The 14,028-nt window shown below is 46.4% G+C and carries 14 protein-coding genes and 1 riboswitch; of the genes, 7 read left to right on the top strand and 7 right to left on the bottom strand.

All coding sequences use genetic code 11. The features are described from left to right. Positions 1–85: 85 nt before the first annotated feature. Entirely contained in the window at positions 86–694 is a 609-nt protein-coding gene (locus B8987_RS13875) for an RNA polymerase sigma factor (RefSeq protein ID WP_020373254.1), read from the bottom strand. A 193-nt stretch (positions 695–887) separates the two neighbouring features. On the opposite strand from B8987_RS13875, the gene wrbA reads away from it, so the two are divergent. Together wrbA and B8987_RS13885 are read left to right on the top strand one after the other, a co-directional pair. Then, on the top strand, positions 888–1,484 hold the full coding sequence (gene wrbA, locus B8987_RS13880; RefSeq protein ID WP_020373253.1) for an NAD(P)H:quinone oxidoreductase: 597 nt from the start codon (positions 888–890) through the stop codon (positions 1,482–1,484). Positions 1,485–1,560: 76 nt separating this feature from the next. Further along, positions 1,561–2,655, top strand: coding sequence for a S1C family serine protease (locus B8987_RS13885; protein WP_020373252.1), 1,095 nt, complete (start codon positions 1,561–1,563; stop codon positions 2,653–2,655). 58 nt (positions 2,656–2,713) lie between these two features. On the opposite strand, the gene B8987_RS13890 is transcribed toward B8987_RS13885, so the two are convergent. After that, positions 2,714–3,904 carry an NAD(P)/FAD-dependent oxidoreductase gene (locus tag B8987_RS13890; protein ID WP_020373251.1) on the bottom strand — a complete coding sequence of 397 codons (1,191 nt, stop codon included), beginning with the start codon at positions 3,902–3,904 and terminating at the stop codon, positions 2,714–2,716. 211 nt (positions 3,905–4,115) lie between these two features. Here B8987_RS13890 and B8987_RS13895 point away from each other — a divergent pair, with 211 nt between their 5' ends. Continuing rightward, positions 4,116–4,736, top strand: a complete 621-nt coding sequence (locus B8987_RS13895) for a sigma-70 family RNA polymerase sigma factor (RefSeq protein WP_020373250.1) — start codon at positions 4,116–4,118, stop codon at positions 4,734–4,736. Positions 4,737–4,776: 40 nt separating this feature from the next. Beyond that, positions 4,777–5,694, top strand: a complete 918-nt coding sequence (locus tag B8987_RS13900) for a fumarylacetoacetate hydrolase family protein (RefSeq protein ID WP_020373249.1) — start codon at positions 4,777–4,779, stop codon at positions 5,692–5,694. A 114-nt stretch (positions 5,695–5,808) separates the two neighbouring features. Here the strand turns inward: B8987_RS13900 and purT are convergent, their stop codons facing one another. Further along, on the bottom strand, positions 5,809–6,972 hold the full coding sequence (gene purT, locus B8987_RS13905) for a formate-dependent phosphoribosylglycinamide formyltransferase (protein WP_020373248.1): 1,164 nt from the start codon (positions 6,970–6,972) through the stop codon (positions 5,809–5,811). A gap of 66 nt (positions 6,973–7,038) precedes the next feature. After that, a riboswitch (ZMP/ZTP riboswitch) is annotated at positions 7,039–7,120 on the bottom strand. Positions 7,121–7,321: 201 nt separating this feature from the next. Between purT and B8987_RS13910 the strand changes: the two genes are divergently transcribed. The 3 genes from B8987_RS13910 (at position 7,322) to B8987_RS13920 (ending at position 9,954) form a co-directional block, all read left to right on the top strand. After that, positions 7,322–7,810 carry a hypothetical protein gene (locus B8987_RS13910; RefSeq protein ID WP_020373247.1) on the top strand — a complete coding sequence of 163 codons (489 nt, stop codon included), beginning with the start codon at positions 7,322–7,324 and terminating at the stop codon, positions 7,808–7,810. A 266-nt stretch (positions 7,811–8,076) separates the two neighbouring features. After that, positions 8,077–8,931 carry a class II fructose-1,6-bisphosphate aldolase gene (fba, locus tag B8987_RS13915; protein WP_020373246.1) on the top strand — a complete coding sequence of 285 codons (855 nt, stop codon included), beginning with the start codon at positions 8,077–8,079 and terminating at the stop codon, positions 8,929–8,931. A gap of 75 nt (positions 8,932–9,006) precedes the next feature. Next, positions 9,007–9,954, top strand: coding sequence for a phosphoribulokinase (locus B8987_RS13920; RefSeq protein WP_020373245.1), 948 nt, complete (start codon positions 9,007–9,009; stop codon positions 9,952–9,954). Between the two features lie 20 nt (positions 9,955–9,974). Here B8987_RS13920 and B8987_RS13925 read toward each other — a convergent pair whose 3' ends face one another. The 4 genes from B8987_RS13925 to B8987_RS13940 all read right to left on the bottom strand — a co-directional run bounded on the left by B8987_RS13925 (position 9,975) and on the right by B8987_RS13940 (position 13,673). Continuing rightward, a complete protein-coding gene (locus B8987_RS13925) occupies positions 9,975–10,559 on the bottom strand; it encodes a class I SAM-dependent methyltransferase (RefSeq protein ID WP_020373244.1) in 585 nt (194 codons plus the stop codon). Positions 10,560–10,640: 81 nt separating this feature from the next. Next, a complete protein-coding gene (locus B8987_RS13930; protein WP_020373243.1) occupies positions 10,641–10,934 on the bottom strand; it encodes an SHOCT domain-containing protein in 294 nt (97 codons plus the stop codon). Between the two features lie 220 nt (positions 10,935–11,154). Continuing rightward, positions 11,155–11,850, bottom strand: coding sequence for a class I SAM-dependent methyltransferase (locus B8987_RS13935; RefSeq protein ID WP_020373242.1), 696 nt, complete (start codon positions 11,848–11,850; stop codon positions 11,155–11,157). Positions 11,851–11,993: 143 nt separating this feature from the next. Then, the gene (locus B8987_RS13940; protein WP_020373241.1) at positions 11,994–13,673 is read right to left on the bottom strand and encodes a L,D-transpeptidase family protein; all 1,680 of its coding nucleotides are present in this window, start codon (positions 13,671–13,673) and stop codon (positions 11,994–11,996) included. Between the last annotated feature and the right edge of the window lie 355 nt (positions 13,674–14,028).

Genomic DNA, 14,028 nt, shown 5'->3' on the forward strand with positions numbered 1-14,028 from the left:
GGTCGTCATGCCCTGATATCCTTGTAAGAAATTACTTCCCAGTGGATATGGTGTAATCCTCGGTAGTCAATTTGCTTCACTGTTACTACAGCCCTCCCCACTCGGACAATGAGACCGTGCCGACGCTTTCCTGTCCGGGAACGCGCGTGCGTTGTTGGAGGAGACGTTTGAGAGCTTTTCGCGCGCGGTGTAATCGCGATTTGACAGCTGTTTCAGGGATAGCCAGGATTGTTGCGAGTTGTTTGATGGGCAGGTGTTCTATATCTCGCATAATGATGAGCGAGCGCTGCATAGGGGATAAACGGGTTAGGGCATACCGCACCAATTCTTGTTTAAAGGATTGTTCACAATGGCTATCAGGATCTTCACTCTGAGCTGAAGGAAGATTCTCATTTGGTTGGCCATAGGTCATCATCCGGCCTTTTGCCCGCTCCATATCAATAATGGTGTTCATAGCAATGCGGTATAACCAGGTGCTAAATTTGGCGTCGTGGCGAAATGTTGAGAGATGCGTCAAAACGCGGATCCAAATTTCTGATACAGCATCTTCGGCTAATTCGGCATCATTTAACATATTCACGGCCATCCTAAGCAAACGCGGTTTGTAGTATGCGAATAAATCGCTCATGAGAGCGTCCCAGTTTTCCCCATGGACGTCATTGCGAAGGTGCTGAAGTACGTCTTGATCCCGCACACGATGTCCTCCTTTCATCTGGATCGCGTGATGTGTAGCCTTACCCAAAATTTTTCTGACTGAAGCATATCCAAACTACCTGAAAAACGTCAAATAGTATAGAGACGTTTACAACGTCTTAAAAAAACACATGCTTTTAGCTGGGGAAGTGACGTGGAAATAAACCAGCCAAGACGAAGGGATGACGTTCGCGATGAAAATTAGCGTGATTTATTATTCGATGACCGGATCGGTCTTTCATCTCGCCAAAGCCGTAGCTCAAGGAGCTGAGGAGGTTGGTGCAGAAGTCCGGTTGCGCCGTGTTGCTGATCTATTGCCCTTAGAAGTCGTCGAAAGTAACGAACATATTAAAAAGGGCTTGGAGATGCAGCAGGACGTGCCCGTGGCAACACTAGAAGATTTAACCTGGGCCGATGGTATTGCCTTCGGATCGCCCACACGCTATGGTAATATGACGGCTCAGTTAAAGAACTTTTTAGACCAAACGGGGCCATTATGGGCTGAAGGAAAACTGGCTGGTAAAGCCGCGGGATTCTTTACGGGGGCAGCGACCATGCATGGGGGACACGAATCAACCATATTGACGATGTCCACATTTGCCTATCATCACGGCATGATTATTGTGCCTACGGGTTATTTAATTCCCGCCATTCACGGAACCACCACCGGTGGTAGCCCTTATGGACCTAGTGAACTGGGCAACAAGAATGAACTGTCCGACGATGAGCGGTCTATTGCCTTGTTTCTTGGTCGCCGCTTGGCCGAAGTTGCCGGGAAATTAGCCCAATAAATCTCTTGGAAACGCTTTGGCAACATTTTTGTGACATAATCCTCCAGAATACTGAGCGTGTTCTGGAGGTGATTTGATGTCAACAATGCTCAAAACTCTAGGATATTCGGTGATGGGGTTTGCCTTAGGAGCTGGTGTCGCCGGAGGCAGTACCTTGGCTTTTGAACCCCATCACGCTACCCAAAATCCGTCTATTTACCAGAAAGTCACGACCCATAGTTCCCCTACATTACCTATTGCGCCCGATACGATTGCCAACGTTGTAAAACGGGTGAGCCCGGCCATTGTCAAGATTGTTGCGACACATCCCAATGGGCAAGTCGATATTGGGACCGGATTTTTTTTGACATCATCAGGAGAATTGGTAACGAATGACCATGTCATCTATGGCGCCAATCACATTCAGGTTGACGTACCGGGATATAAGACGCCATTTACGGCGCGGGTTTTAGGCACCGATTATATTTCCGATTTGGCCGCGCTAAAAATTTCGGCGCCAAAACCCTTACCAACACTGCAGCTGGGCAGTTCATCTAAAACTCCAGTAGGCTCGTGGGCGATAGCTATTGGCAATCCATATGATTTAAATCATACGGTTACGGTGGGCGTCATTAGTGCAAAAGGTCGACCCTTGACCATCGGTCAACGACAATACCCCAACTTGCTACAAACATCTGCGGCGATTAATCCAGGCAACAGTGGGGGACCCTTGCTAAATCTTAAAGGCCAAGTGGTAGGAATTAATACGGCGGTTTCGACGCAAGGGCAAGGCATAGGCTTTGCCATTCCGGTATCCACGGTAAAGAAACTCTGGCCCCAGTTGATCAAGTACGGGCACGCTAAAGAGCCGTGGTTGGGCGTTGTGGTAACAACTGATACTCCGGTTTTGGCTCGTCAATTTCAATTACCAGTGCAACATGGAGTAGCTATTGGATACGTCGTGCCCGGTAGCAGCGCCGCGAAGGCGGGCTTGCACGCGGGCGAAGTGATTACAAAAGTCAACAATCAAACGGTAAACTCGGCGACTGGTTTGGAAGATATCATAAATCATTACAAAGTCGGACAACAAATCACCCTGACATTACAAGGACGTCACGGCTCTACCACGAAAACTCTGAGTTTGGGAGAAGCGCCAAATGGTCCGATTTCCATACCTCAAGCATTATTTTAACCAAAGAGAATGTCATCACAGTAAGAAGGATGGCGGGATTTTTGACCCGCCATCTAGTTTATGCGTTTCGAATTGCGCCTTTTAAAACGGAGGGATCTTCGTAGACTTTTTGCTCTTCGATAATCTCACGAGCCTTAGGGATTCCATCCCAGACATTCCAGTTGAGAATACCAACGACGCGGTTGTCGTGGAGATAATAGAGCACCCCTTCTTCGCCAAATTTTACCCAATCCGCGAAAATGTCCAGGTTCTTATCTAAACGGCCGATGGCCTCATATCCCAAAGAAAACATATCCGAATAGAAAAATGGAAGATGGGTATAAGGTTTGTGGGCTCCGGCCATATTTTCTCCAGCGGCTTTTCCTTGGGTTAATGCATTATCTTCATGTTCAACCCGAGATTTTTGATCGGGGTATGGATAGGGAAAAGAGGTGACGTCTCCGGCGGAATAAATGTCGGGATCAGACGTTTGCAAGTACTCATTGACAACAATTCCATCATTGACGGTAAGACCAGCCATTTTTGCTAAATCCGTATTGGGTGTTATCCCAATTCCGGCTACAACCGCCTCAACCGAAAACGAAATGCCATTTTTGGTGGTGACCATAATTTCACCGTTTTCGGATGCTAAATTCGTGACTCTATCGCCCGCAATTAATTTTACGCCTCGTTGTAGATATTCCTGGTCAATCACGTGTTTTAGGTCTTCTGGGAAAAAACGGTCAACCAGATGAGGTTCTGGATAGACCATGGTCACTTCCTTTTCATTGAGGTTCAAAGCGGCGGCTATCTCAGAGCCAATAAAGCCGCCACCAATCACCAAGAACCGGTTTTTCGCATCCGCTAGCCTGCGAAGAGCAAAGTAGTCATCCAAGTTACGAAAATAAATAATGGGAACATCATGGGAGGGCAAATGAGAAGGAGTTCCTCCGGTTGCGAGCAATAATTTGCCATATCCATATGAATTGCCAAATTCGTCCGTCACAATTTTGTTTTGTCGGTCGATGGCTGTAATCTTGGTGGTTAAATGTTCTTGGGCGTTTAATGACAGAGGACTAGGACGCATCCAAATGTCTTCAATTCGTTCACCCATCCAAAGTTTTTTCGACAAGGGGGGGCGATTATACACTGGATATCGTTCTTCTGAAAAGAGACCAATGCTACCCGTTTTATCGCGGCGACGGATCCCTGCGACGGCAGATGCTGCCGCAACTCCGCCACCCACAATGAGATAGTCATAATGTTTCATGTGCCATCCTGCCTTTCTCGGTGTATTCTTGCCCTGTCGATAATTTAATAATCGACTTCCCACCTGTGCCCAAATTGTTCCTTACTTGCTAGAAAATTGCAAGCAGACAATTTAGGGAATGCTTACCCATTTTATTGGGGATGGATTGTTTACAGAATATTACCGTATAATGTTGGAACAAAAGGAGGAAATGAATAGGAGGAATTGATGGATGGCGGCTTCGGTGGCTTCACAGGCTCGCGTATCGGATGATGAATTATTGTTACGTGATCGGCAAGGTGATAGTGATGCCATGGAGGAATTATTACTTCGATACCAAGGCCTAGTTGCCGCTAAAGCCCGGTCGTATTTTGTCGTGGGGTTGGATCATGATGATCTTCAACAAGAAGGTATGCTGGGATTGTTTTATGCCATCCGTCATTTTCGTTGGGAACAGGGTGTACCTTTTCAGGCATTTGCGGATCTCTGCGTTAGTCGACGCATTATCAGTGCCGTAATTCGGGCGACGCGAAAAAAACAGCAACCATTAAACACGGCATTTTCGTTGTATCAAACAACATCGGAAGAGCCAGACGGACAACTCTTTATTGGAAAACTGGAAGATCATAAGGCCATGAACCCCGAACATTGGGTAATGGAACAAGAAAACCAGGAACGCTGGACCACGTTATTACGACGTCGCTTGACAACATTGGAGCAAGATGTGCTCCATCTGTATTTATCAGGATTTACCTATCAACAAATTGCTCGAAAACTCGGCCGCACGCCAAAGTCGGTCGATAATGCGCTTCAACGCATTCGGGCAAAAGCCAGTTTTGCCTTTAAACACTGAGTATAAATCTGCTACAGCATTCTTTTAATCGAGGTGATTTATGAAAATTGCGCGCATTCATGCTGATCAACGCGATGAATTGGCGTTGGTCATTAGCGACCGTTTGTTGCCTATCGCTCGTCTCAGAACACTCGCCGATTTTCCCTCTCAATTATTACCGGCTTTTGTGACGATGGAAGATGTGTTACATTCTCCGAGTTTATTGACCCAATTACAGAATGTTGACCAGTGGATTAAAACACATACAAGCCGTATTCCCGAATCGTGGTGGGAATCCACGGAGACGACGCTGCCCGTTGTGGCTCAACCCGAAAAAATTTTGTGTGTAGGATTAAATTATCGTCGTCATGTTGAAGAAACCCATTTAGAAATTCCGCCATACCCCGTATTATTCAGTAAATTTGCCAATAGTCTTGAGGGCAACGGACAAGTCGTTTTTATGGGGGATATGGCGTCACAATGGGATTATGAAGCCGAACTTGTCATTGTCATAGGACGGCCTTGCTTTAAGGTATCAGAAGAACAGGCCTTGGATTATGTGTTGGGATATTGCAATGGCAATGATCTTTCCGCGCGTGATTTGCAGTTTCGGACGGGACAATGGCTCCTTGGTAAGACATTAGCAGGAATGGCCCCCATAGGACCTTACATTGTAACTCGGGATGAAATCCCCAATCCCAATGCGTTAACCGTGCGGTGTTGGGTAAACGGAGAATTGCGCCAAGAAGATGAGACCGGGCAGATGATTTTTTCTCCACAATATTTGATTCATTATATTTCACAATTTATGAAGCTCGTTCCGGGTGATTTGATATTTACGGGGACACCGTCCGGTGTGATTCTTGGGCAGCCTCCAGAACAGCGACAATGGTTAAAAGACGGCGACCACGTTACGGTGGAAATTGATGGACTAGGTCGCCTGGAAACGACATTAAAAGCAGGGTATCCAGTGGAGTAAAGACATATCTTAAGACCACGAATTAACGAGTGGTGGCGTTTATTGCTTGCTTATTTGTTTCTCCCCTTGACGTCTCAGACGTCAAGGGGATTCCACGATTGGTCACGGTTTTCGCTATGATTCCTGAATTGTGATCCGTTCTCGGGCCTGTTGAGCACGCTGGCGAGCTTCGTCAACAGTATCAGCCTGCGCCAAAACAACACCGACACGGCGACCGGGATAGGTTGTGGGTTTGGCAAATATACGAATCTGGGTGGAAGGGACTTGCAACGCGTCCTCCACGCCATTTAGGCGGTAATTGGTATAGGCATGGTCGGCTTTGATAGCATAGCTCGCAGAGGGTTTGAGCACATCCACGGGGGGAACAGGAAATCCCAAAATAGCTCGAACATGTAAAGCGAATTCCGACAAGCTCTGGCTAACCATTGTCACCATTCCGGTGTCATGGGGTCGAGGAGAGACTTCACTAAAATAGACGCGCTCAGGTGTTACAAATAGTTCCACACCGAAAATACCCAAACCGCCCAATGCATCGGTAATAGCCCGGGCGATAAACTGGGCTTGATCCCACTGTGAGGGAGTCAAAAAATGAGGTTGCCACGATTCAATATAGTCTCCATGGACTTGGCGATGTCCAATGGCCGGACATAGAACGGTGCCCGTTTTACTGCGGACTGTTAAAACCGTAATTTCGGAATCAAAAGCGATAAATTCTTCAACAATAACGCGTTGGTTGTGAACACGACCAGCTTCCATTGCTGTATTCCATGCGGTTTTGAGGTCAACAGGGTCATAACAGACGCTTTGACCCTTGCCTGAAGAACTCATAATCGGTTTCACAACGAGGGGAAATCCGAGATGCCGAGCAGCCTCTTCAAGTTCTTGCAGGCTATTAGCGAATTCGTAGCGGGCTGTGGGCAGATTCAAGGTTTCCGCAGCCAACCGACGAATCCCTTCTCGGTCCATGGTCAACCGGGCTGCGCGGGCAGTGGGGATAACACGAAACCCCTCTCCCTCGAGAATTTCTAACGTGGGTGTCGACAAGGCTTCAATTTCTGGCACAATGTAATCTGGATGTTCGGTTTTGATTAATTCGTAGAGAGCATCCGCGTCCGTCATATTAATTACATGTGACTTGTGGGCAACGGCCATGGCGGGAGCATCCGGATACCGGTCCACTGCCACAGTATAAAGACCTAAACGTTGGGCTTCGATTAAGACTTCTTTACCCAGCTCTCCAGAACCTAACAACAGTAATTTTGCGCTGTGATATGCCATATTCCCATTGTCCTCTTTTCTTACAAATGTATACGTTGCAGATATCTCAACAAAAATACCGCCTGGACTTTAGGCCCAGGCGGTCGGCTTCGACAACCGTTACGCTTCTTGTGGTTAATCCACTGATCCGCCAGTCACGTAACGTGTAAGATGAAAATTAAACTATCAGATCGAGCAGGGAAATGCAAGAATTTTTGCTCGTGCCTCCAGGCTCTGCCGACGGCCTATTTCAGCTTTTAATCAGGTTCTATTCATACTTTCGCAATAGTTGTCATAGAAAATGAAGTCGAGCCCAAAAGGCCAATGATGTAATGCTAGTTGAGATATTGGCAAGATATGAGGGGTGCACATGCTAAAAATCGATTTTCATCTCCGCTTGGGTCTGTGGCAAGTCGTTAAGTACGGCGAACAGTATTTTCTAGAACAAGGTCCCAAGAGATGGGGGCTCGACCCATCGACTGCCGTTTTTGTTGGATCACAGTGTATTGGACCGATTGCTCATCTACCGCATCCATTAAAGGTCAGGGTTCGCCATGGGCATCTATTTCCGCTAACGCTCGACGTGGTGCCAAGTCTTTATGGTTGGCTAGAAGTGATGACGTCCCGAGCTATAAGTGTGAAACGGCGCGAGGGTCATATTGAGACTTTTCCTCTTAGTCGAGATCAAGTACTGATGGGAATCGATCGGCCCCATCCTATTGCCGGCGACTATGTCGCACTCTATATGACTAATGGCCTAGAACGAGAAATTATAGGGATTCGCAAGGTGCGATCATTATCATCGACTCGGCATATAATTCTCAATCGATATTCATTTCGATATTCTCTTGATTCTTAATGCAAATAAGGGTATTATTTATGCTGTTCACGCCTCTATGGCAACATTTCACATCTATTATCAGATTATTCGACGAAAACATGTGATTCGCTTCACAAAAACCGCTACAATACTGATGACGATTCCGGGGGGAATTTCTGGTCGTTATTTTTACATGCATCAAGATAGCAGAAAATTTGCAATAACTAAAAATCACTAGATCTTCGGAACGGGGATCATACCCCTTGAAGAAAAGTCGCCAAAACATTAACAAAGGAGTGTCATGTGTGGGATTTGGTTCTTTTAATTATTGGCTTCGAGATGGATTAAACAAGGGGTATGCGGTAGCTCAAATAAATATTAACAACTTGGAATTCGTTCAGGCTATTATTGAGGCCGCTGAAGAGGAACGTGCGCCCATCATTTTAGGTGCTAGTGAGGGTGCTTTAAAGTATATGGGACTCGATTATGCTGTCGCCATCGCGAAAACGGCTGCGGAGCGTGCTAGCGTGCCGGTCATGCTGCATCTCGATCACGGGCCGAATTTAGACTGGGTATTGAAGGCGATCCGCAATGGATTCTCGTCCGTGATGATTGATGCGTCCCGACTTCCCCTAGAAGAGAATATTGCTCTCACTAAAAAAGTTGTAGATTTGTGTCATCCATTGGGTATTGAAGTGGAAGCGGAACTGGGTCGCATTACGGGTACCGATGATGACTTAACCGTCGATGAACGCCTAGCAACCTTGTGTCGACCGGAAGATGCGGAACGCTTTGTTGCAGAAACACATGTTGATGCCTTAGCAGCTGCGATTGGCTCAGCTCATGGGCATTACAAAGGGAAACCAGAATTAGATTTTGAGCGACTAGCCGCGATTCGCGAAGTGACAGGTATTCCGTTAGTATTACATGGTGGTTCAGGTATCCCCGATGAAGATGTGAAAAAAGCGATTAGCCTAGGAATCGCAAAAATGAATATTAATACCGACAATCAGGAAGTTTTCACAGCTAAGGTCCGCGAGGTATTAGCAGCGAATCCGAAGATGTATGATCCTCGTAAATATTTAGGACCTGGCCGAGATGAAATTAAGGCCATGGTCAAGAAAAAACTTGCCTTAACGGGTTCCGTAAACCGGGTTTAACCCATAAATCTGTTAGTGGTGCATATTAGCTCGCTCGGGGCTTGGTAGCCTGTGGAGAGATAGGAGGGATTTCGAATGGTATCAAGGCGTCATCGAATTACAATGATTGGAATAGCGGGGGACAGTGGTGCAGGTAAATCAACTTACGCGGCTGCATTACAGGAACTCCTAGGGGTTGACCGGGTCACGGTGTTGACGCTGGACGATTACCATTCGCTCGATCGTGACGAACGCAACGCTATTGGAGTCACTGCGTTAAATCCCTGGAAAGCTAACAATCTGGGCTTATTAATTGAGCATGTTTGGGCTTTACGACATGGTAAACCCATTGTTAAACCGACGTATGATCATGCTACCGGACGATTTGGACCAATGGAGGAGATTGTCCCCAAGGACATTGTTATCTTAGAGGGCTTGCACACGCTCTATTTGGAAAAATTACGGGAAGCATTAGACCTGCGAATTTATTTTGATACCGACAATGAACTGCGTGTCCGGTGGAAGGTTCGTCGTGATTCAGGTGCTAGAGGATATACTCCGCAAGAAGTGCTAGAAGAAATTGAACGCCGGCGGCCTGATGTCATGCGGTATATCGAACCTCAAAAAGCTTTTGCGGATTTGGTTATTCACTATATGCCGGACAAAACCTTGCCTCCGACTCCCGAATATCCTGAACCTGTTCGGGTGGTATTTGCAGAACGGTTGCGCCGCAACAAGCGGATTTTGGTCAAGTGGCTTGCTCTTGGAGCACGTTTGGGCTTAGTGCATGCGGAGCATGTGCATGATATTGTGGAAGGCGAAGAAATGGAAGTCGCCGCCTTATGGGGAACGACTCAACAGTCAGCTTTACAATCTTTAGTTGAGATGGTGTCAGACAGCCAGCTCTTCCATGAGCATATCACCCGGTTAGGGAAGACGTTAGATTACGATCCTATTGGTGTGTCACGAATTCTGGTAGCCAGTATGATTTTGCTTCTCGACCGCAATTTCCGTCACGACGAACAAATTCTTCGGCAATTATAAACGTGGTGAAAAAGCCCGCTCTAATGAGTGGGCTTTTTTGCACGAATTTGAAACCATGGCGCCGGCGCCTCAATTTGTTGGATGTGCTCAAAATGATGGTAGTCTAATAGATTCATTAACTCGGATGGGGTAAAGCGAATGTCGAGAGGAGGACCGAATTCTGTGGGAGTTTTGTCCCACTCCACCAAAAAATATGTTCCTCCCGGCTTGAGGAGACGATATACTTCTGTTACGACGCGTGCGTGATCAGGCAAATCGTGCAAGACATTGGCCATCAAGACCGCATCGAGCGACTCCGCCTCTAGAGGAATCTGGTCGGCTGAAGCCTTTAAGACCATAAGATTTGTCAGGCCTGAATTTTGTGCCCGTTTTTGTGTCCATTCCAGCATGTCTTGTTGCCGATCAATGGCATAGACTTGACCTTCAGGCAACCTTTGGGCGGCTTCAATAGCATAATAGCCGGGGCCACAGCCAATATCAGCGATAACCATATCGGGACGAACAAGAAAGTGATCCAACGTCATGTGCGGAGGAAAAATATCCCGACGGCTTGTTTCCATTTGAACTAACCGTACGGGATCAAAGTCATGGCTATGATGGGGCACATCATTGCCTCCTTTTTCAAATAATGTCGTATAGGACCTCGTCAATACATGGCACCAGGCTAGTTTTAATAGATTTCCACCTTACCATTTTTGCCAGGTATGACGAGATTCTTTCAGCCGCTCGACCATTCTGTCGAATTCCTCGTGGGTCATTTCTCCCTTGGCATAGCGTTCTTGGGCAATCTCTAGTGGTGTTTTCCCTGAAAAGTCATTCAACATATTCGGACCTTCTTGGAACCATTGATATAGGCGCTGGCGTCCAAAGAATAGATCGTCATCTCGTGAATGTGAGGAATGATGGTAAAATGCTGTACTGGCAGCTAGAACCATCATGGTCACCATGAATGGGAGAAATACGATAAATGTCCAGCCCATAAGCACATCCCTCTTCCTCTCTATACCCCTTTATTCACATATTTTATCAAACTTTACGGTACTCGAGTTGACAAAATATTGTGCATGAATTGCCCTGTCGCGGCATCATGAAAACGGCTAGAGCATGCACAAAATGGATATTACGAAAAATGAGGTAGAAAGAAAGACAAATCTTTATTAAGGACTCACAGCACAATACGGAAAATCTTAACAAGGAAATCTACCGGATTAACGTAGGATCTTGATCACTTTTTATTGCATTGTTGGCTTCATGATATTCAACGGTTAACCCATAAATAAATCCCCCTAGCCATTGTTGCGAACTGATGACCTGAAAGTTATAGGATGGTAAGAGGACTGCTAACTGTTGGATGTCGATAGGATTATTTAAAAAGTTGCGGCTAGGTAGTCCAACAAAACGGTGATAAGACACAATCCAATGCCATAAATGCTGGGCAAACCGTGCTAAGTGATTGGTGGGTGTCCCATAACATAAAAAGACAACACGTCCGCGATCACAGATTAACCGCTGAACTTCTTGCAGAATGTCATCTGCGTAGTAAGCATCCAAAATGAATTCAGTTAAAATCCGGTCAAAGCTGTTGTCTGGATAAAAGACATGATGGTGCGTTCCCATCATCCATTGGATACGACGCTCGATGTCGCTTTGGGAACGATTTTCTGCTTCATGCAGCAGTTCCGGGGAGGGATCGACAGCGACAATTTCTCCATACGGTCCCATTTCTGTTATTAAACTGCGAGCCATATGTCCTTTGCCACATCCCAAATCTAAAATCGACGCGGCTTTGGCTGGTTCCATATGTTCTAATGCCCACTCATGCCATGGCCAGACGTGCGAAGAGCGCCGCGATGAATGGTGTCGGGTAGAAGTATGAGTTTTTGCGACGCTTTGCATGACGTGTCACCCAGTTTCTCCATAAGTTACTGTCATATTCATTAACGCGAAATTTTAGCGAAAAAACTATGACCAGATGGCGTACATCTGATGGGCCATCTGGTCAGAAATAGGACCATGTATATAGTCAAAAGAGATGGTGTTTAACTGGCAGCAGCTGATGACGACGACAAGGACGTGGGGGGAGCGACTGTGACTAGGGTGCCGTAATGCAAATAGGGCCAGACTTTAGCAGCAACAGGAATCGGGAGTTCGACACATCCTAAACTTTGCGGGAATCCGTATTTTGCCCGAGGAAAGCCATGGACGGCATCGCCGCCTTTGAAATAATTGACATAGGGAACACCGGGATCGTAATAAGGCACCCCATTAGGATTGACACCCTGCATGGTTTGGGATAAATAGCGCTGGTAAACGGGATAGGTCCCAATGTACGTGGGGGACTGAGGGATCCCGGTATTGGCCAATGATTTAAGAACAATTTTGCCATTATGCCATAGGGTCAAGGTTTCGGGAAGGTTTTCTGACACATAAACATAAGAATATCCATCGGGATTCATTTGATCGCCCAGATCGGCCTGAATAAGGTCTCTCCATACTTGAGGTCCTGCGATTCCGTCGACCGGTAGATTATGTACCCGTTCAAAGTTCATGACGGCCCCTTTGACCATCACCGTATATTGTCCCGGTATCCAAAATGACTGAAGCGTGGCTGGTGTGTTCGAGTATTGCCATTGAAACTGGCCAGAGGGAGCATTCATCATGGCCGCAATTTGCGCCGATAGCGTATCAGGTACGGGAGTATTGGGAATCCATTTTAGGGGGAGGTATCCCAGTTTGGCTAATAATTCTTGCAGGCGCAATGTGGAACCTGGGGCTGTTGACCAAGATATGGTCACATTATTAGGAAAATAGGCTCCTTGGGCACTATGATAACCGTTTGGTCCGCCAGGAATGGTTACGGTTACGACTTGGTCTGGCCCATAACCCCAAATTGATGAGGGGATAAACTGCTCAGTGGTTGGACTTTTCCAAATCCACTGGCCGGCAATTTGCGGACTAAGTTTTGGAATCAGGTGACTTTTTTCGATAGCATGCGAAAAGTTTAAGGTTAACGGTTGGGTCAAGCCAATGGGAAGATTGACATTGGGAGAGGCGACGACCTTAAGCCAATTTGGTGTTCGCCAACTCAGCGTTTTGGGAGTTGAGACACTTTCCCAAGCCCTGGCTTGTGTCTGAACGGTTAAGGTGCCTTGTTCGCCTGGCGCTGTTCCGGGACTATGAATCGAATAAATCGATTGCGGGACCGTTGAATGAATAATGGCTCGTTGACGATTGTTCATAATGATATGCAAGATGGATGCAGGCGATGATAAAGATAGGGCAACAGGGTGACCGGGAATCACCGTGAGCTCGTTAGCCGTGACAATAGGATCTTGTGGCGTGACAAGAGTTTTCGAGATCGTCGTGGGACCAAAAGGCCACCACGATGGTCCATTAATCTGCAAACGAATCGTATAAGGAACCCCTGCTTCCATTGAGGAAAGAGGCCATAATTGACCATTTTTAGTCATCAATTTGATTTGTTGGTCATGGGGTCCCATCGCAATGGCTGAAGCCAGCCTTCCATTTAACGATAGACGGGCTAGCGCATTAGAACTGGCGGTAACAGTGGCTCTTGGCCAAAAACTATAGATAATCACTCCTGCTGTGATTAAGGGAACAGTCCATAAATAATGCCATCCATGATGCGTTTTGTGTTTTGCCGTGCGGCTTTCAAGCATTAACCAATCACCTGCCATATCAGCGATAACTTCATCCAAAATTTCCATCTTCTACATAGAGTAACGCAAGCAGGATGGAAATGGTTACATCCTGCTTTGAACCATTATGAGATTCTCGTCGACATTAGGACGGCTTTGAAGGCCGAAAATCGACAGGTGATGGGTGAAGAGAGCTAGAAAATCGTAATCATTGCGCGTTGGAAAAGGTTAGCACATAGCAGAAAAGGACCTGTTCACATGAATTAAAAAGACATTCTTGTTTAATCTAATCGTTCTCAATGGTTTTTAATTTTTCAAGAAATGATTGAAATTCCTTCCATTTTGTCCAAAGGGTTGTTCTGGTCAAAAGAAATATTGGAGTGAAGATGCCATGGATGTTGAAAGGTGAAATATC

Origin of the sequence: Sulfobacillus thermosulfidooxidans DSM 9293 (assembly GCF_900176145.1) — a bacterium.
Taxonomy (GTDB): domain Bacteria; phylum Bacillota; class Sulfobacillia; order Sulfobacillales; family Sulfobacillaceae; genus Sulfobacillus; species Sulfobacillus thermosulfidooxidans.